This is a genomic window from Pseudoponticoccus marisrubri (genome assembly GCF_001482405.1).
In the GTDB taxonomy this organism is placed as follows: Bacteria; Pseudomonadota; Alphaproteobacteria; order Rhodobacterales; family Rhodobacteraceae; genus Pseudoponticoccus; species Pseudoponticoccus marisrubri.
In genome coordinates, this window is the sequence record NZ_LPXO01000015.1 from 1 (window position 1) to 17,326 (window position 17,326).

At 67.3% G+C, this 17,326-nt stretch carries 17 protein-coding genes and 3 pseudogenes; 7 read left to right on the forward strand and 13 right to left on the reverse strand.

Features of this window, described 5'->3' with window-relative positions:
• Positions 1-107: pseudogene (locus tag AVJ23_RS22355) on the reverse strand (IS3 family transposase); the annotation flags it as partial.
• 54 nt (positions 108-161) lie between these two features.
• Here AVJ23_RS22355 and AVJ23_RS22360 point away from each other — a divergent pair.
• Positions 162-739 (forward strand): annotated as a pseudogene (locus AVJ23_RS22360) (IS5 family transposase); the annotation flags it as partial.
• Positions 740-799: 60 nt separating this feature from the next.
• Here the strand turns inward: AVJ23_RS22360 and AVJ23_RS18305 are convergent.
• Positions 800-1,863 (reverse strand): IS3 family transposase gene (locus AVJ23_RS18305; RefSeq protein ID WP_099045534.1). Its coding sequence is split into 2 segments (ribosomal slippage): positions 800-1,608 and positions 1,608-1,863, totalling 1,065 coding nucleotides; the frame shifts between segments, so codons are not numbered across the junction.
• Positions 1,864-1,904: 41 nt separating this feature from the next.
• Between AVJ23_RS18305 and AVJ23_RS18315 the strand changes: the two are divergent.
• A pseudogene (locus AVJ23_RS18315) lies at positions 1,905-2,117 on the forward strand (transposase); the annotation flags it as partial.
• A 505-nt stretch (positions 2,118-2,622) separates the two neighbouring features.
• On the opposite strand, the gene AVJ23_RS18320 reads toward AVJ23_RS18315, so the two are convergent.
• The 7 genes from AVJ23_RS18320 to AVJ23_RS18350 form a co-directional block, all read right to left on the reverse strand.
• Positions 2,623-3,738 carry an SPFH domain-containing protein gene (locus tag AVJ23_RS18320; RefSeq protein WP_058863677.1) on the reverse strand — a complete coding sequence of 372 codons (1,116 nt, stop codon included), beginning with the start codon at positions 3,736-3,738 and terminating at the stop codon, positions 2,623-2,625.
• Positions 3,739-3,755: 17 nt separating this feature from the next.
• Positions 3,756-4,763, reverse strand: a complete 1,008-nt coding sequence (locus AVJ23_RS18325) for a DUF2927 domain-containing protein (protein WP_058863678.1) — start codon at positions 4,761-4,763, stop codon at positions 3,756-3,758.
• 2 nt (positions 4,764-4,765) lie between these two features.
• Positions 4,766-5,962 (reverse strand): toxic anion resistance protein, encoded by a 1,197-nt coding sequence (locus AVJ23_RS18330; protein ID WP_058863679.1) that lies wholly within the window; start codon positions 5,960-5,962, stop codon positions 4,766-4,768.
• A 23-nt stretch (positions 5,963-5,985) separates the two neighbouring features.
• Positions 5,986-6,876: a 5-bromo-4-chloroindolyl phosphate hydrolysis family protein gene (locus AVJ23_RS18335; RefSeq protein WP_058863680.1), complete on the reverse strand. Its 891-nt coding sequence runs from the start codon at positions 6,874-6,876 to the stop codon at positions 5,986-5,988.
• A 173-nt stretch (positions 6,877-7,049) separates the two neighbouring features.
• Positions 7,050-7,892 carry a hypothetical protein gene (locus AVJ23_RS18340; RefSeq protein WP_157772707.1) on the reverse strand — a complete coding sequence of 281 codons (843 nt, stop codon included), beginning with the start codon at positions 7,890-7,892 and terminating at the stop codon, positions 7,050-7,052.
• Positions 7,893-7,904: 12 nt separating this feature from the next.
• Entirely contained in the window at positions 7,905-8,099 is a 195-nt protein-coding gene (locus AVJ23_RS18345; protein ID WP_058863682.1) for a hypothetical protein, read from the reverse strand.
• A gap of 139 nt (positions 8,100-8,238) precedes the next feature.
• Positions 8,239-9,051 carry a pseudouridine synthase gene (locus AVJ23_RS18350; protein WP_058863683.1) on the reverse strand — a complete coding sequence of 271 codons (813 nt, stop codon included), beginning with the start codon at positions 9,049-9,051 and terminating at the stop codon, positions 8,239-8,241.
• Positions 9,052-9,180: 129 nt separating this feature from the next.
• Here AVJ23_RS18350 and AVJ23_RS18355 point away from each other — a divergent pair, with 129 nt between their 5' ends.
• From AVJ23_RS18355 to AVJ23_RS18365, 3 genes are all read left to right on the forward strand, one after another.
• Positions 9,181-9,621, forward strand: a complete 441-nt coding sequence (locus tag AVJ23_RS18355) for a nucleoside deaminase (RefSeq protein WP_058863684.1) — start codon at positions 9,181-9,183, stop codon at positions 9,619-9,621.
• A 68-nt stretch (positions 9,622-9,689) separates the two neighbouring features.
• The gene (locus tag AVJ23_RS18360; RefSeq protein ID WP_058863685.1) at positions 9,690-10,235 is read left to right on the forward strand and encodes a pseudouridine synthase; all 546 of its coding nucleotides are present in this window, start codon (positions 9,690-9,692) and stop codon (positions 10,233-10,235) included.
• Between the two features lie 81 nt (positions 10,236-10,316).
• Positions 10,317-11,516 (forward strand): matrixin family metalloprotease, encoded by a 1,200-nt coding sequence (locus AVJ23_RS18365; RefSeq protein ID WP_058863686.1) that lies wholly within the window; start codon positions 10,317-10,319, stop codon positions 11,514-11,516.
• An 18-nt stretch (positions 11,517-11,534) separates the two neighbouring features.
• On the opposite strand, the gene hemF is transcribed toward AVJ23_RS18365, so the two are convergent.
• From hemF to clpS, 4 genes are all read right to left on the reverse strand, one after another.
• Entirely contained in the window at positions 11,535-12,425 is an 891-nt protein-coding gene (gene hemF / locus AVJ23_RS18370) for an oxygen-dependent coproporphyrinogen oxidase (RefSeq protein WP_058863687.1), read from the reverse strand.
• A 72-nt stretch (positions 12,426-12,497) separates the two neighbouring features.
• On the reverse strand, positions 12,498-13,298 hold the full coding sequence (locus tag AVJ23_RS18375; protein WP_058863688.1) for an SDR family NAD(P)-dependent oxidoreductase: 801 nt from the start codon (positions 13,296-13,298) through the stop codon (positions 12,498-12,500).
• 38 nt (positions 13,299-13,336) lie between these two features.
• Positions 13,337-14,326: a class I SAM-dependent methyltransferase gene (locus AVJ23_RS18380; protein ID WP_058863689.1), complete on the reverse strand. Its 990-nt coding sequence runs from the start codon at positions 14,324-14,326 to the stop codon at positions 13,337-13,339.
• A gap of 76 nt (positions 14,327-14,402) precedes the next feature.
• A complete protein-coding gene (gene clpS, locus AVJ23_RS18385; protein WP_058863690.1) occupies positions 14,403-14,750 on the reverse strand; it encodes an ATP-dependent Clp protease adapter ClpS in 348 nt (115 codons plus the stop codon).
• A 108-nt stretch (positions 14,751-14,858) separates the two neighbouring features.
• On the opposite strand from clpS, the gene AVJ23_RS18390 reads away from it, so the two are divergent.
• Together AVJ23_RS18390 and AVJ23_RS18395 are read left to right on the forward strand one after the other, a co-directional pair.
• The gene (locus tag AVJ23_RS18390; protein ID WP_058863691.1) at positions 14,859-15,560 is read left to right on the forward strand and encodes an HAD family hydrolase; all 702 of its coding nucleotides are present in this window, start codon (positions 14,859-14,861) and stop codon (positions 15,558-15,560) included.
• A gap of 278 nt (positions 15,561-15,838) precedes the next feature.
• Positions 15,839-17,254, forward strand: coding sequence for a D-alanyl-D-alanine carboxypeptidase family protein (locus tag AVJ23_RS18395; RefSeq protein WP_058863692.1), 1,416 nt, complete (start codon positions 15,839-15,841; stop codon positions 17,252-17,254).
• Positions 17,255-17,326 lie beyond the last annotated feature (72 nt).

Here is a 17,326-nt window from a genome sequence, read left to right on the forward strand (position 1 = left end):
CCGTTCTCACGCATCAGACGACCGACACGGCGGTGGCCAATGTTCAGGCCCAACTCCTTCAACTCCTCGGTCATCCGCGGACGGCCATAACTGCCTAGGGTCAGGATGCATTGATTTCGTTCGCGGGGCGTGATTCACGGTTCCGAAAACGGAGCGGTGACATGAGCGATCTTTTCTGCTTGACCGACGCGCAGATGGCACGTCTGGTCCCCTTCTTTCCCAAGCCACATGGCTTGCCTCGGGTCGATGACAGGCGCGTGTTGAGTGGGATTATCTTTATCAATCGCAATGGCTTGCGCTGGCGTGACGCTCCTTCCGCCTACGGTCCGCACAAGACGCTCTATAGCCGGTGGAAGCGCTGGAGCGAGAACGGCATTTTCGCGCGGATGATGGCGGGTCTGGCAGCTGAGCACGGCGAAGAGAAGACTGTGATGATCGACGCGACCTACTTGAAGGCACATCGAACGGCGACCAGCATGGCCGCCAAAAAAAAAGGGGGCGCGGTCGCCTGATCGGTCGCACCAAGGGCGGGATGAACACCAAACTGCACGCGATCTGTGATAGCCAGGGACGACCGATCGACCTGTTCGTGACTGCCGGGCAAGTCAGCGATTATATCGGCGCGCGGGCGCTGCTTGGCAGCCTTCCAAACGTCAAATGGCTGCTCGGGGATCGCGGCTATGACGCCGACTGGTTCAGAGAAGCGTTGCAGGAAAAGGGCATACTGACCTGCTCCCCTTGGAGTCCGCGTTTATAAGTTAGCGCTGTTCAGGTTTTGGTCCTCTCTTGACCGTTGGTGCTACTCCCACGGAGTGAGCCCGTCGAGGCTCGAATGTGGGCGTTGGTGATTGTAGTCGGCGCGCCATGCCGCAATCATGCGGCAGGCATGGCGCAGAGACGGGAACAGGTGTTCGTTCAGGCACTCCTCGCGCATTCTTCCGTTGAAGCTTTCCACCAGACCGTTCTGCATGGGTTTGCCAGGCGCGATGTGGTGCCAACCGACCTTTCGGTCTTCCTGCCATTTGAGCATCGCGTTCGATGTCAGTTCCGTCCCGTTGTCCGAGACCACCATGCAGGGGTAGCCTCGCAGTTCTGCAATCCGATCCAGTTCTCGGGCGACACGCGCGCCGCCGATGGATGTATCCACCACGGCGGCCAGGCATTCCCGGCTGAAGTCATCAATGACGTTCAGCACACGGAACCTGCGCCCGTCTTCCAGCGCATCGGACATGAAGTCGAGCGACCATCTCTGGTTCGGTCCTTGCGGGATCGCCATCGGCGTCCTGGTGCCCACAGCGCGCTTGCGTCCGCCGCGTTTACGAACGGTTAACCCTTTTTCGCGGTAGAGCCGGTACAGCTTCTTCCAGTTCACATGCCACCCCTCGCGCTTCAAAAGGATGTGCAGACGCCGATAGCCAAACCGCCGCCGTTCAGACGCCAATTCCTTCATCCTGACCCGCAGCTCAGTATCCGCCGGACGCTTCGATGCCCGCCGGTAAACCCGCGGATCAATCCCCGCCAGAGCACAGGCGCGACGCTGCGAATACCTCTTCTCTTTCATGGCGCAGTCCACGGCATTCCGCCTCGAACCGGGCCTCAGAAGTTTTTTCCAAGCATCTCTTTAAGCGTCACCACATCCATCATCTGCTCGGCCAGCATCCTCTTCAGCTTGGCGTTCTCAGTTTCCAGCGTCTTCAGCCGCCGCGCGTCGGAAACCTCCATGCCGCCATACTTCGACCGCCACTTGTAGAAGGTCGCGTCGCTGATCCCGTGCTTGCGGCACAGCTCCTTCGCGCCCAGCCCGGCCTGATGCTCCTTCAAAATCCCAATGATCTGTTCTTCGCTGAAACGGCTTCTCTTCATCGTCTGTCTCCTCAATTGGAGAACAGGCTAACCAAAATTCGAGGACATTTCTGGGGAGCAGGTCAATACGCGCCTGCATCCCCGGCCGAAAGCAACGCAAGACACCGGTGAAACATGACAAGCGGCGGAACCGCATCGAGATCATGTTCGGCAGGCTCAAAGACTGGAGGCGCGTCGCGACCCGCTATGACCGATGCCCCAAAGTCTTTCTCTCGGCCATCGCCCTCGCGGCCATCGTCATCTACTGGTTATGAATCCTGACCCTAGGAACATCTTACAGGTTGTTTGGCCTCGATGCGGCCATGCGGTGACGCAGCATAATTCTCTCTGCGATACTGGAATGAAAGTCGGTTCGTCGTTCGGCGGCCCGCCCAGTTCGCAGGCGCGGAGAATGACCGCTGTCCGCCCATTGTGTTGAAAAACTCTGCGGCCTGAAATTCGCTTTAAAATTTTGGAACAGCTTTCCCTCAATTCACCCTTGGTCAAACTGTGTCCGCGCGACGGAGCTCTCTTGGGAGGAGGTTCTGGAGATTTGCTTCGTCCTCGCAGCACACCGAATTCTTCAACACAATGCGCCCTTCCTCCCACTGGGCTTCGCTGTTGCTGCGCAAACTCAGCAAGTGCGGCGAACTGCAGAAAAGTCCCGCAAACTCGACGCCCGAGATCACAAAAAGTCTTTACGCCCCGCAGATATCTGCAGGGGGCGTCGGCCTATTCGGAACCGCGCCGCGAGCAAGGGCGGGGCGCGTCACCACGCCGTTACATCGGCGGCGGGGGCGGGGGCATGACGGTGAAGAGCTGTGCCAGTTCCGAGACCTGGCCCGCCTTCTTCCAGCCGTCCTGGCCTTGCGTCCAGACATAGGTCTCGCGGGTCAGCTCGCCGCTGCTGGCCATGCGGCCCAGATCGGCGCGCGAGAAGGGGCCGCGGGTCTGGCCGTTCTCGGCCAGGTGCCAGACATGCTCGACCGGGGGCGGGGGCGGCGGGGCGGCGGCCGCCGCCTGCGGCTGTTGGGGGGCGGCGCCCCAGGGGCCCTGCTGGCCCATCGCGTTGGCCATCTGCATGCCCATGCCGGCGCCGAAGCCCATGCCCATGGACTGGTCCATCGCGCCGCCCTGGCCCATGGCCTCGGCCGCCTTCCACTTCATGTGGTCGTCGAGATTGCCCGCCAGCCCGCGCGAGGTGCGCGCATCCAGCGCCTTCTCGACCTCGGGCGGCAGCGAGATGTTCTCGATGTAGAGCTCGGGCAGCTCCAGCCCGTATTGCCGGATCACCGGGTCGATCGCCTTGGCGATCAGCTGGCCCACGTCGCCTGTGTTGGCCGCCATGTCCAGCACCGGGATGCCGCTTTTCGCGATGTCCTTCGAGAATTCCTGCACGATGATGTTGCGGATCTGGAAGCTGATCTCGTCCATCGTGAACTCGCCATCGGTGCCCACGATCTCGGACAGGAACAGCGCCGGGTCCGCCACCTTGACCGAATAGGTGCCGAAGGCCCGGATGCGCACCGGCCCGAATTCCGGGTCGCGCAGCATGATCGGGTTCTTGGTGCCCCATTTGAGGTTGGTGAACCGGTTTGTGTTGACGAAATAGACCTCGGACTTGAAGGGCGACTGGAAGCCGTGATCCCAGTGCTGCAACGAGGTCATGATCGGCATGTTGTTGGTCTCGAGCATGTAGAGCCCGGGCGTGAACACGTCGGCCAGCTGGCCCTCATGCACGAAGACGGCGGCCTGCCCCTCGCGCACGGTCAGCTTGGCGCCGTACTTGATCTCGTGGCCCTCGCGCTGGAAACGCCAGACCATGGTGTCGCGGGTGTCGTCGGTCCAGTGGATGACGTCGATGAACTGGCCCGACAGGAAATCCCAAATGCCCATCCGAATACTCCCTTGATTTAACTCGGCCCGTCCGAGCCGGTCAGCTCGGCGGCCCTGGCCTGGACGATGGGCAGCGCCTGTTCGGCGCGCATGCCCGGGGTCAGCCGCGGATCGTAGAGGATCTTCAGCAGCATCTCGTCATGCGTCGTCAGCAGCGCGAACTCGTCATCGTCGTTGAAGATCGAGGGCCGCGCGCGCGGGTCGTCATTGCCCAGCCCCATGCCCTGCGCCACCTCCTCGTGGATGCAGGAGCGGCGCAGCAGCTCGGGATGCTCCGAGCGGATAACCGCGATCGCGGTGCCGTAGGAATAGCCGCCCGGCGTGTCCGAGAAGGCGACGACAAGGCAATGGATCGAGCGCGGCAGGTTGTTGAAGATGCGCAGGGCCGACGGGTTCACGTCCGGCACGATCTGCTGGATGCGCGGCGCGATGCGGTCGCTGTCATCCTCGCTCATGAACAGGACGTGGAAATTGGGGTCGCTGTCCGTCATGGTGATCGGGTGGCCGGTGACCCGCGCCAGCCGCGCGGCAAAGGACGAGACCTGCGCGCGGTCGAAGGCGTGCTGGTCCTCGGGCACGCGCGGGCCGAACTCGACCGTCATGCGCACCGGCTGCAGCCATTTCTTGATCGCGCTGGCCGCCCCGCCCGAGGGGCGCAGCCCCTCGCCGCGGACATATTCCTCCTCCAGAGCGATGGCGGCGAAGTTGCGCACCAGCATCGTGTCGGTGAAGGCCGTGTCGGGGCCGCCGCCATCGGTGCGCAGCAGACCGCGGGCCAGCAGGTCATTCTGGACGCGGGCGTAGTACTGCGCAAGCGCCTGGCTGGCGGCCGAGGGCTCGGGCGCGGCCGGCTGGGCCGGCATCGCCGCGGGCTGCGGCGCGGGCGCCGGGGCCAGCGTGGCGGGACGCGCCTGCGGCTTGACCCCGCTCGTGCGCGGGGCCAGCGCCGAGGTCTCGCAGCCCGCAAGGGCCGCGACGACACCAAGAGCCGCCAGCGTGGCGGCAAGCCTGCCCCGACGCAGCATGATCAGCGCGGGACCGAGGTGGCGGCCACGTCGCCGGTGCCGCTGCGCCGCGACTTGGCGGCGGCCAGCGTCTCGCGCAGTTCCTTCTCCATGGTCTGGAGCTCTTCCTCGGCCTTGGCGCGGCGCGCCTTGCCCTCGTCGGCGATCTGCAGGCTGTCCTGGATGGTGGCGACCAGGTCGGCATTGGCCTGCTTGACGGCCTCGATGTCGAACACGCCGCGCTCCATCTCCTCGCGGATCATCTTGTTGCTGTCGCGCAGGTTGGCCGCGTTCGAGGTCAGCAGCTCGTTGGTCAGGTCATTGGCATCGCGCACCGCCGCCGCCGCCTGCTTGGAGCGCTGCAGCGTGACCGCCTGGGCCAGCTGCGTCTCCCAGAGCGGGACGGTATTGACGAGGGTCGAGTTGATCTTGGTGACCAGCGACTTGTCGTTCTCCTGCACCAGCCGGATCGAGGGCAGGGACTGCATGGTCACCTGCCGCGTCAGCTTGAGGTCATGCACCCGGCGTTCCAGGTCGTCGCGCGCGGCGCGCAGGTCGCGCAGCTCCTGCGCCTTCATCACCTGGTCCCCCTCGGGCGCGGCGTTGACCTCGGCCTCCTTGGCGGGGATCTCGGTGTTGTCGAGCTCTTCCAGCTTCTCCTCGCCGGCCGCGATGTACAGCGCCAGCTCGTCGTAGAACTGCAGCGTCTTCTCGTAGAGCATGTCCAGAGACTTGATGTCCTTCAGCAGCGTGTGCTCATGCTTGAGAAGGTCGTCGGTGATCTTGTCGATCTGCGCCTGCACGGTCTCGTAGCGGGCGGTGAACTTGGCGAAGGGCGCGGCGCGGCCCAAGAGCTTTTCCCACCACGAGCGTTCGCGGCGCACGTCCAGCTCCGAGACCGAGAAGCCGCGGATCGTGGTGACCATGTTGCGCAGCCCGTCACCCGCCGGGCCCACATCCTTGTTGCGCACATCGGCCAGCATGGCCTGGCTGATCTCCTGCAGCTCGGCCTGCGCGGCGGAGCCGAAGGACACGATGGAGTTCGTGTCGCGCATGTCGATCTCGTCCATGCGGGTGCGGATCTCCTCGCCGACCGGGGCGTCGGCCTCCTTCAGGTGCACGATGGCATTGGCGTCGCGCGGCTCGGGCAGAACCACCGCGTTCACCTCGTCGACCAGGGTCACTGCCTTCTCGGCTTCTTGGCGTACATTCTCAGACATGGGGGCTCCCGCATTAAATCACTTCATCGCGTGTCGAGACGGACACCTTCGCGCTGCAGACGCTCGCGCAGTACCTCGATCTCGACGGTCAGATCGGCATTGTTGTCCAGCAACAGCCTGTCGATCTTCTTGTCAAAGCTCTCTTCCAGATCGGTCAACAGCATCATGAAATCGCTGCGCGCATCGCGGTCGCGTTTGCGCGCGTAGACATCGGAAAACTTCACCGCCGCATCCCGGGCGCCCATCAGGTAGACGCCAAGGAATTTCTTGGCCGCCGTCAGGTCGCGGGGATCCTCTTCGACCGTGCGGATCATCTCGCGCACCTTGCCGGCAAAGCGCTCGACCCGGGCCTCGACCTGCCGGTCGCCGGCACGTTTCACCGCGTCCGTCATGTCGGCCAGGTGTTTCTCGGCCTCGTCCACCACCCGGGCGACGCGGTCCTGCTGGAAGGTGTCGATCCCCTCCATCCCCTTGTCCTTCATCGGATCGAGGCCGAAGGCGCCGAGGTGCAGCGCGGTCGCGGCGCCGCCGAAGATCAGCGGTGCGACCAGCCCGGGCTCGGACCGCCAGGCGGCGATCGCGGCGCCGATCCCGGTCAGCACGGCGGCAAACAGCTTGCGCGGGATGCCCGGACGGCGCGCCACCTTGCGCGCGTCATAGGCGGCCTGCGCCTTCAGCCCGTCGCGCAGCAGCCAGGCGCCCAGCAGCAGCGCGCCCGCGCCGCCCAGTCCCGCGGCGAGGCCCACGGCACCGTCATTCAGCGACAGCGCGGCCAGCACGATGGGCGGGATGAAAAGCAGGTTCGAGCGTGCACCGACCGGCGTCACCGTCGCACCCGCATAGGCCGGGCGGTCGCCGGGCTCCGGGCCGCTTTCGCCGTCGGGGCTGTACTTGCCGCCATAGCGCTGCGCCATGCCTAGAGCCCCCCGAGCCAGCCGGTCGCCACCCCGAACAGGAGCACGATCAACAGCACGTAGCTCACCTTCTGCAAGGCGTTTCCGGACATGGCTCCCCCGCGCTCTGCTTACGCCGCAGAACTTAAGGGCAAATTGCTGCGCTTGCTAGGGGGAACCCGCGGCGAGGGGCGTCAGGCAGCGGATTCGCGCGGCATGCGCTCCAGCAGGAAGTCCGCCTCCATGTCGAACACGTCGCGGCCGCCGCGCAGCCCGTGCCGCCGGGCGCGTTCCTCGAAGCTTTCGGCCATCACGTCCAGCTTGGCGACGAAGCGACGGCGGGCAAAGCGGAAATCCTCGCGCCTTGCGGCGTCCTCCAGCCGCGCGGTCTCGGTTTCCAGCATTTCGGCGAAGCGGGTCACCGGCTTGAGGATGCGGGCCCGCTCTTCGGGCGTGTGGCCGATGCTGCGCATGCAGCGCAGCACCATGGCGCGGGTCGCCTCGCTGCGCCGGGTCAGGTCGGCATCCTGCAGGGCGGCAATGCGGTCGGTCAGTTCGACCAGCACATCCTCCAGCCGGGCCTGCGCGGCCTCGACCTCCAGCGCGGCGGAATTGACGGGCTGTTGTTCGCCCTTGTCGCGCAGCGGGTCCGGCCCGAAGGCCGCAAGGCTCAGCGCCATGCCCGTCAGGCCCATCAGCAGCGGCGGCATCAGCGTGGCGAACTGGTGCCCGGCCAGGATCAGCACCATCACCCCGATCAGGGCCGAGCCCAGGATCTTGCGCGGCAGGCGCGGGCGCCGGGCGACCGGCGCGGCGTCATAGGCTTGGTGCAGCCGGTGGCCATGCGCGATCAGCCGCAGACCGATAGAGAAGATCCACAGCGCCATCAGCGCCGTGGCCACCCCGGCGAACGAGCCGCGGAACAGCCAGAGCAGCAGCGGGAAGGCCGCCAGGAACAGGATGTTGAGCCAGGAATCGAAGGCCGCGTCATCGGGCGCGGTCGTTGCGGTCCGGGCACGCCTGTCCTTGGGGATCATGAGGGCCTCCACCTAGAGATAGCTGAGCAGGAAGATCATCGCCCAGAGCGCCAGGAAGGCCGCGCGCTGCGGCAGCCGATGATCGGCCCGTGCCCGGGCCGCGCATCCGGCGAGCGCGTCATAGGTGTCGCGCGCGATCCCGGGCAGCTGGCTGAGCACCAGGACCGAGGTCAACAGAATCGTGGCAAGGGCGATGAGGGATGTCATGCCCCCAAGGTCCGGCCCAATCCGGGCGAAATCGGGGCAGGGGCCGGGAAAAACTGAGAAAGGTTAATGCCGTGTGAGGTGTTCTGGGGCAGGCCGGGGCCGAGCGTGCCGGGACGGGGCGGCGCCGGGGCCCGCGCGCTCAGCTCCGGCCGCGTCCCGGCGGGCTCCGCCGGCGCCGCACCGGGCGTTTCCTGGCCGTCGCCGTGCCCTCGGTCTCGGGGGCGGGCAGGCCCAGCTGGTCGCGCAGGATCTTGCGGCGCACCTCCTGCACCTCGCCCGGTTTCAGCTGGCCCAGCTGGAAGGGGCCGTAAGACAGGCGGATCAGCCGGTTCACCTCCAGCCCGATATCGGACATGGCGCGGCGGATCTCGCGATTCTTGCCCTCGCGCAGCCCGACGGTCAGCCAGGCATTGGCGCCCTGCTGGCGGTCCAGCGCCACGGTCATGGGCTGAAAGCGCATGCCGTCGACCTCCAGCCCGTCACGCAGCGGCGCCAGCATGGCATCGGTGGGCCGGCCCTTGACGCGCACGCGGTACTTTCGCAGCCAGCCGGTCGAGGGCAGCTCCAGCTTGCGCTTGACCCCGCCATCATTGGTCAGCAGCAGCAGCCCCTCGGAGTTCAGGTCCAGCCGCCCCACGCTCATCACCCGGGGCAGGTCGTCGGGCAGTTCGTCGTAGATGGTGGGCCGGCCCTGCTCGTCCCGCGTCGTGGTCACGAGGCCCGTGGGCTTGTGGTAGAGCCACAGCCGCGCCGCGTCGGGCGCCTCGAGCGGGGTGCCGTCCACGGTGATCCGGTCCGACGGGGTGACGTTCAGCGCGGCGCGTTCGACTTGGGCGCCGTTCACCGTGACGCGGCCGGCCTCGATCAGCCGCTCGGCCTCGCGGCGGCTGGCCCGGCCCGCGCGCGCGATGACCTTGGCGATTCGCTCGCCCTCTGGGGTATCCTTGCTCATGCCCTTCCTTAACGCAGGCCGGGCGCGGAGCGGAAGGGCCTTCGAAGGCCCTTCAAAGCGGCGTGCACGCCGCTTGAAAGGCGCTTGCAAGCGCCTTTCCCCCGCCCGCCGGGACCGGTACCAAGCGGTATGAGTTTCGTGTCGCATATGGACCTGGCGCTGAAGGCCGCGCGCGCGGCCTTCGCCCGTGGCGAGGTGCCGGTAGGCGCCGTGCTGGTCGCGCCCGGTGGCCGGGTGGTCGCCAGCGCCGGGAACCGCACGCGCGAATTGCAGGACCCGACGGCCCATGCCGAGATGCTGGTGCTGCGCGCCGCCGGGGCCGAACGGCTGCCGGACCATGACCTCTACGTCACGCTCGAGCCCTGTCCGATGTGCGCCGCCGCGATCTCTCTGGCGCGGATCCGGCGGCTTTACTACGGCGCCTCCGATCCCAAGTCCGGCGGGGTGGCGCAGGGGCCGCGCATCTTCAGCCACCCGCAATGCCACCACGTCCCCGAAATCTATGACGGGCTGGCCGAGCCCGAGGCGGCCGCGCTGCTGCGGGATTTCTTCCGCGCACGGCGGGGCTGAGCGAGGGTGTCCGGAATGACGAAAATCCCGTCCGGATCGTACGAAACGGATATTGCCCCCGAGGCCCCATGGCGCGCGTGATCCTCTTCAACAAGCCCTACGGCGTGCTGTCGCAATTCACCGATCGTGGCACTGCCGACAGCCCGCGCGCCACCTTGTCGGATTTCATCGACCTGCCCGGGGTCTACCCGGCCGGGCGGCTGGATCGTGACAGCGAGGGGCTATTGGTGCTGACCGATGACGGCAAGCTGCAGGCGCGCATCGCCAATCCCCGCTTCAAGCGCCCCAAGACCTATCTCGTGCAGGTCGAGGGCCGGGCCGAGCCCGCGCAGATCGCCGCGCTGCGCCGTGGCGTGACGCTCAAGGACGGCCCCACGCGGCCCGCCCGGGTCGCGGCGATCGATCCGCCCGTGCTCTGGCCGCGCACCCCGCCGGTGCGCTTCCGCAAGACCGTGCCGGATGGCTGGCTGCGGATCACCATCACCGAGGGGCGCAACCGGCAGGTGCGGCGCATGACCGCCCATGTGGGGCTGCCCTGCCTGCGGCTGGTGCGCTGGGCGGTGGGCGACTGGACGCTGGACGATCTGCCCCCGGGCGCATGGCGCGACGCGTGAGGCGCACACCCTGAAGTTGATTTTTGCCGCATATTCTGCCATCATGGCGGGACTTTCAGCAGCAAATTTCAGAGCATCGCCATGGCCCATTCCCAGAAATCCCCGCGCCCGTCGGATTACGACCGGCACCTTGCCCGCCGCCTCGACGATATCGAGGAGATGATCGACACGCTCAGCCGCCGGCTCGACGATCCGGCCACGCCGGAGCCCGGAGGGCGCGCGCCCGGACCCGACAGCGCCGCGCCCTTGGGCGAATGCGCGCTGCCCGCGGTGCCCGAGCGCAGCCTGCCCGACACGGTGTCCAGCGCGCGGGCCGAGCTGATCCGCTATTCGGACCGCAAATGGGTCAACGGCACGATCCTGCATTACTATTTCTTCGAAGAGGGGCCCTTTGCCGGGGACCGCGCCAATATCCGCATGGTGCGCGAGGCCTTCGACACCTGGGCCGATGTCGGGATCGGGCTGGGCTTTGTCGAGACCGGCGACATCTCCGAGGCTGAGATCCGCATCGGCTTTCAGCCCGGCGGCTCGTGGTCCTATGTGGGGCGCGACGTGATCGATATTCCGGGCCAGGCCGAACGGACGATGAATATCGGCTGGGACCTGCGCCGCGACCCGCGCGGCATCGACACGGCGGTGCACGAGATCGGGCACACGCTGGGCTTTCCGCATGAGCACCAGAACCCGTTCTCGGGGCTGGTCTGGGACGAGGACGCGGTCTATCGCCATTTCGCCGGCCCGCCCAACAACTGGGACCGGGCGCGCACCTATCACAACGTGCTGCGCAAGCTGGCACCGCGCTTGGTCACCGGATCGGACTGGGATCCGGATTCGATCATGCATTACGGCTTTGCGCCCGGGCTGATCCTGCAGCCCGAGCCCTATCACCGCACCGGGCTGCGCCCGGCGCTGGGGCTGAGCGAGACCGACCGGGCCGAGGTGCGGCGCTTCTACCCGCCCATGACGCCGGAGGAGCTGATCGGGCTGGCGCCCTTCCGCTCGGTCCTGGTCGAGTTGGAGGCGACCGAGCAGGCCAATTACCTGCTGGTGCCCGAGGCCACGCGCGACCACACGATCCGCGCCTTCGGGCAGGTGGACCTGCTGATGGTGCTGTTCCGCCGCGATGGCGACGTGACGCGCTACGTCGCGGGCGGCGACGATGCCGGGCAGGAGGCGAACACGACCCTGACCGTGCGGCTGGAACAGGGCCAGGAATACATCCTGCGGGTGCGCATGTTCGCCCGCTACGGGAGTGAGCGGGCGGCGCTGATGTACTGGTAGACGAAGCGGGCCCCCGGGTCAGACCCACTTGGCGAGCGGCGGCAGGCTCATCAGCACGGCATTGGCGTCATGGCCGGTGGCCAGCCCGAACTTGGTGCCCCGGTCATAGACGAGGTTGTACTCGGCATAGAGGCCGCGATGCACCAGCTGCGTGTCCTTGTCGGCCTCGGAAAAGGGCATGACGCGGCGCTTTTCGACCAGCGGCACATAGGCCGGCAGGAAGGCGCGGCCGATATCCTGCGTCAGCGTGAAATCCGCGATCCAGTCGCCGGTATTGCGGTCATCCATGAAGATGCCGCCCACGCCGCGGGCGCGCTTGCGGTGGGGGATGTAGAAATACTCGTCCGCCCAGGCCTTGAGGCGGGGGTATTCCGCCTCGCCATGCGGGTCCAGATGCGCCTTCTGGGTGGCGTGGAAATGCGCCGTGTCCGCGTCATACTCGATGCAGGGGTTCAGGTCCGAGCCGCCGCCGAACCACCATGCCGCGGGCATCCAGAACATGCGCGTGTTCATGTGCACCGCCGGCACGTGCGGGTTCTGCATATGCGCCACGAGGCTGATCCCCGAGGCCCAGAACCGCGGATCCTCGGCCGCGCCGGGCACGCCGCGGGCGGCCATCGCCTTCTGCGCCGCGTCGCCCAGCGTGCCATAGACGGTCGAGACGTTGACGCCGACCTTCTCGAAGACGCGCCCGCCGCGCATCACGCTCATCAGCCCGCCGCCCGCATCCGAGCCGTCATCGGAGTGACGCGTCGTCTCGGTCACCTCGAAGCGGCCGGGCGCGGCCTCGGCGAAGGGGCCGGTGTCATGGCTGTCCTCCAGCGCCTCGAAACTGGCGACGATCTCGTCGCGCAGGGTGCGAAACCACGCGCTGGCCTGCGATTTTTCCGGCAACATGGCCTCGGACATGGCGGCTCTCCTTGTTCGGTTTGCGGCACTCTAGGGCCGGCGGCGCCGGATGAGAAGCACCCCTGCGCCGGATCAGTGGGCGGGGGCGGCGACCGGGTCCAGCAGGGTGCGCCCGCCATCCACGGTCAGGATCTGGCCGGTGACGAAGCCCGCCCCGTCGCAGGACAGGAACTGCACCGTCTCGGCCAGGTCGCGCGGGGCGGCGATGCGGCCGAGCGGCGTGTGGTCCTCGATATCCGACCGGTAGCTGGTATGCTCTTTCAGCGTGTCCTTGAGGCTGGCCGACATGACCGAGCCGAAGGCCACCGCGTTCACCCGGATCCGCTCGGGCGCCAGCGCCACCGCCATCGAGCGCGTCATCTGGTCGAGCGCGGCGCAGGAGACCGAGTAGCCCAGCAGCTCGGGATGGGTGCGGCGCGCGGCGATCGAGGACAGGTTGATGATCGAGCCGACCTGTCCCTCGGTCTGGTCCTTGGCCTGCTTGATCATGCGCTTGGCGACCAGCTGGCTCATCCGCAGCGAGGTCATCAGGTTCTGCTCCAGCAGCTGCGGAACGGTGTCGTCCTCGATGTCCAGCGGGTCCGAGGGCAGCATCTGGCGCGAGCCGTTGATCAGCACGTCGACCCGGTCGAACGCATCCAGCGTGGCCGACAGCAGGTTGGCCATGGTCAGCCTCTCGCGCAGGTCGCCCGCGAAATAGCGCATGTTGCCGTCATCATCGGTCTTGCCGCATTCCTTGTGCAGGCGCGGCTCGTCCATGTCCGCCAGCATGACATTGGCGCCCTTGTCGACGAAATGCCGCGCGATGGCCAGGCCGACCCCGTTGGCGGCGCCGGTGACGATGGCCGTCTTGCCTTCGATTGAAAAACCCATGCGAGCCTCGTTTGGTTGTCCGGTGCCCCTAACCGGAATCAGCGCCGGTTGCGAGAGGGGCGGGCGGCGTGGAACAGCTTGAAGCGCGAGGTGCCGCCCTCCAGCTCGGTCACGTCCCGGAAGGACGCGGCCAGCGCGCCTTCATAGGGCAGGTGGCGGTTGGCCACCATCCAGAGCGCGCCGCGCGGGTCCAGCATCCGTGCCGCGGCGGCGATGAAGGCCTGCCCCAGCGCGGGATCGGCGCGGCGCCCCTGGTGGAAGGGCGGGTTCATCACCACGGCCGAGACCGGGGACGGGGGCTCCCACCGCGTGGCATCGGCCCAGTGAAACGATGCCTTGGGCGTGTCGATGTTCAGCCGGGCACAGTCCAGCGCGGCGAGATCGGCCTCGACCACGTAGAGCTTGGTGACATGGGGCGTGCGCAGGATCGCGCGCGACATCCAGCCCCATCCGGCGCCCAGATCCGCCACCGGCCCCGCCAGCAGCGGCAGGTTGCGCACCAGCAACTCGCTGGCCGGGTCGACGCCTTCGGCCGAGAACACGCCCGGCGCGGTCCACGCGCCTTCGACGTTGCGTGTGGGCGTGCGCGCCCAGTCCCGTGCCAGCGCCGTATCGGCGTTGAACCAGACCACCTTGCCATGCGCCTTGGACACCTGGCCCAGCAGCTCGACCCGGGCGCGCAGCGCCTTGATCATCGCGTCCATCCCGTCCGTCTTGGCCCCGTCCACCACGACCAGCCCGCCGGGCGCGGCAGCACAGGCCTCGGCAATGCGGGCCTCGGCCAGGTCCCGGGCACGGGGCAGCGTGACGATGGCGGCAGAACAGGCGGCCTCGGGGGCGGTCACGGTCTCGATCCCGCGCGCCTCCCAGGCATCGAAATCGGGGCGAAAGCGCTGCACGACCTGCAGGCGCTCGGGCGCGAGATCGGGCAGGGGCGCATCGCCCGGCGGGCCGAACAGCACCACGCGCCCCTCGGCCGGCAGGGTCAGGCCCGAGGCCAGCGCAAAGCCAAGGCGATCGGTGCTCATGACCGGATCTCCACGCGCAGCAGGGACGGGAGGGGCAGGGGCCGCACGGCCGGCAGGCAGGACGCGGTCAGGGCGTCTATTCCTTTTCCATCGTGCATTGCAGCGGGTGCTGGTGGCGCCGCGCGAAATCCATCACCTGTCCCACCTTGGTCTCGGCGATCTCGTGGCTGAACACGCCCACCACGGCCACGCCTTTCTTGTGCACCGTCAGCATGACCTCGAAGGCCTGCGCGTGTGTCATGCCGAAGAACCGTTCGAGCACATGCACCACGAATTCCATGGGCGTGTAATCGTCGTTCAGCAGCAGCACCTTGTAGAGCGGCGGCCGTTTGGTCCGCGGCTTGGTCTTGACGACCACGCCAGCCTCGCCCTCGCCGTCATCGGGCGGGGTGGTGCTGCCGGTCAGGGGATTTGTCCGAGCCATGCGGGCGTCTGTCATCGGAACCTGTCGCGCTTTGCGTGTCTGGATGTGACGCCGTTATATAGTCTACCGAGCGGTGGCGAAAAGGGGGGGCTGCCCCATGGAGGACGAATGGCGCGCAATCTCAGGACAATTGCATTCGATGCGGACGACACGCTCTGGCACAACGAGCGGTTCTTCAGCCTGACGCAGGCGCGATTCGCCGAATTGCTGGCCGACCATGCCGAGCGCGATCACCTCGATGCGCGGCTGCTGGCGGCGGAGAGGCGCAATATCGGCCATTACGGATTCGGCGTGAAGGGGTTCACCCTGTCGATGATCGAGACCGCGATCGAGGTGACCGATGGGCGGGTGCCGGCCTCGGTCATCTCGGAGCTGCTGGCGGCAGGGCGCGACATGCTGGACCACCCGATCGAGCTCTTGCCCCATGCCCGCGAGGCGGTGGAAGCGGTGGCGCCCAGCCATCACCTGCTGCTGATCACCAAGGGGGACCTGCTGCACCAGGAGCGCAAGCTGGCGCAATCGGGGCTGGGCGATCTGTTCGACGGGGTCGAGATCGTCTCGGACAAGGCGCCGGACACCTATGCGCGCATCTTCGGCGCCGCCCCCGGCGGGGCAGAGGGTGCGATGATGGTCGGAAACTCGATGAAATCCGACGTGCGCCCGGCCATCGCGGTGGGCGGCTGGGGGGTGCATGTGCCGCACGACCTGGCCTGGGCCCTGGAACACGCCGAGGCGCCCGAGGACAGCCCGCGCTTTCGCAGCCTGTCCGACCTGTCGGGGCTGGCCGCGCTGGTCGATGAGATCGGCTGACGCGCGGGCCCGAGTCGCCACATTTCCGCCGCAATCTGCCACAATCGGAACACATTGGCCGGTCTTGGGGGGGCTTTGGGGGGAATCCCCAAGATGTTGCATCACCCGATCTGCAAAAAACAGGGGAAATCAACAGTCTGTAAGCTTTTCTGAAACCATCTGGCATGCTATGGTTGTGGACAATAATCGACAAAACCCACCGAAAAATCGGGGGTCGAGGCAGAAAGGCGGAACACGTGAAGGGACTTCGCGGGCAGTCAGGCCGGTACGGCCTGGGAATGGTGACGTTTGTCTGGCTGGCATTGATGGTGCCGATCGCCACGGCAGCCGCACCCTACGCAGCGATGGTCATGGACGCGCGCAACGGCAAGGTGCTGCATGCCAGCAATGCCGATACGCGGCTGCATCCGGCCTCGCTCACCAAGATGATGACGCTCTACATCGCCTTCGAGGCGGTGCAGAACGGCGAGATCACCATGGACGCGATGGTCACGATCTCGCGCTTTGCCGCGTCCGAGCCACCCTCCAAGCTGGGGCTGCGGACCGGGCAGAAGATCAAGCTGCGCTATCTCGTGCGGGCCGCGGCGGTGAAATCGGCCAATGACGCGGCCACCGCCATCGGCGAGGCGATCGAGGGCTCAGAGGCCGCCTTTGCCCGGCGCATGAACCGCACGGCCAAGGCCATGGGCATGACGCGCACCACCTTCCGCAACGCCCATGGGCTGACCGAGGACGGGCACCTGTCCACGGCGCGCGACATGACCCTGCTGGGGCGTCACATGATCTATGACTACCCGATGTACTACAACCTGTTCTCGCGCCAGACGGCCGATGCGGGCGTGCGCCGGGTCGCCCATACCAACCGGCGGCTGCTGCAGGCCTATCGCGGCGCGGACGGGATCAAGACCGGCTACACGCGTGCGGCGGGTTTCAACCTCGTCGCCTCGGCGCAGCGCGGCTCCGAGCGGGTGATCGCCACGGTGTTCGGCGGCCGCTCCACCGCGTCGCGCAATGCCAAGGTGGCCGAGCTGCTGGACCTGGGCTTTTCCCGGTCGCCGTCGCGCGTGGCGCTGCGGGCCCCGCGCGTGCCGCCCTATCTTGGCCGCGCCAGCGGGCCGGTCGTGACCACGGCCAAGGCCGGCATCCCGCCCGCCGACAGCGGCAAGATCATCCGTCGCGGCAGCGCCGCCGTGGCGCGCAGCCTGCGCCCGGTGGCACGTCCGGTGCCCGACACCACGCCCGACGTGGCGCCGCTGGTGGCCGATCTGCAGGATGATATCGAAACCGTGCTGAAAGAGGTGCAGATCGCCGCCGCGGCCGAGGCCTCGTCCCGCGCGCCGGACGCCTCGCCCAAGCCGGTGCCGCGCCCGGAGGGGCTGCTGCTGGCCGCCACCGCCGAAGAGCCGCCGACCCCGGCGCGCAAGGCCGAGGTGGTCACCCGCCTGTCGACCTCGGGCGGACGTCACTGGGGCATCAATATCGGCCGCTTCCCCAACCGCTTCGCCGCCGAGAAGGTGCTGCTGAAGACCGCGTTGACCGAGACGGCGACGCTGGACGGCGCGCTGCGCAAGGTGGTCAAGGGATCGCGCGGATGGGATGCCAACTTCATGGGCCTGACCCGCGACACGGCCGAGCTGGCCTGCCGCCGGCTGCATGCGCGCCAGCTCAACTGCTTCATGATCGGGCCGGGCTGAGCCCCGTCTGACCGCTCCGCCCCTGCAAAGCCCCGGCCATTGCGCCGGGGCTTTTTCATTGGCGGGATCCGC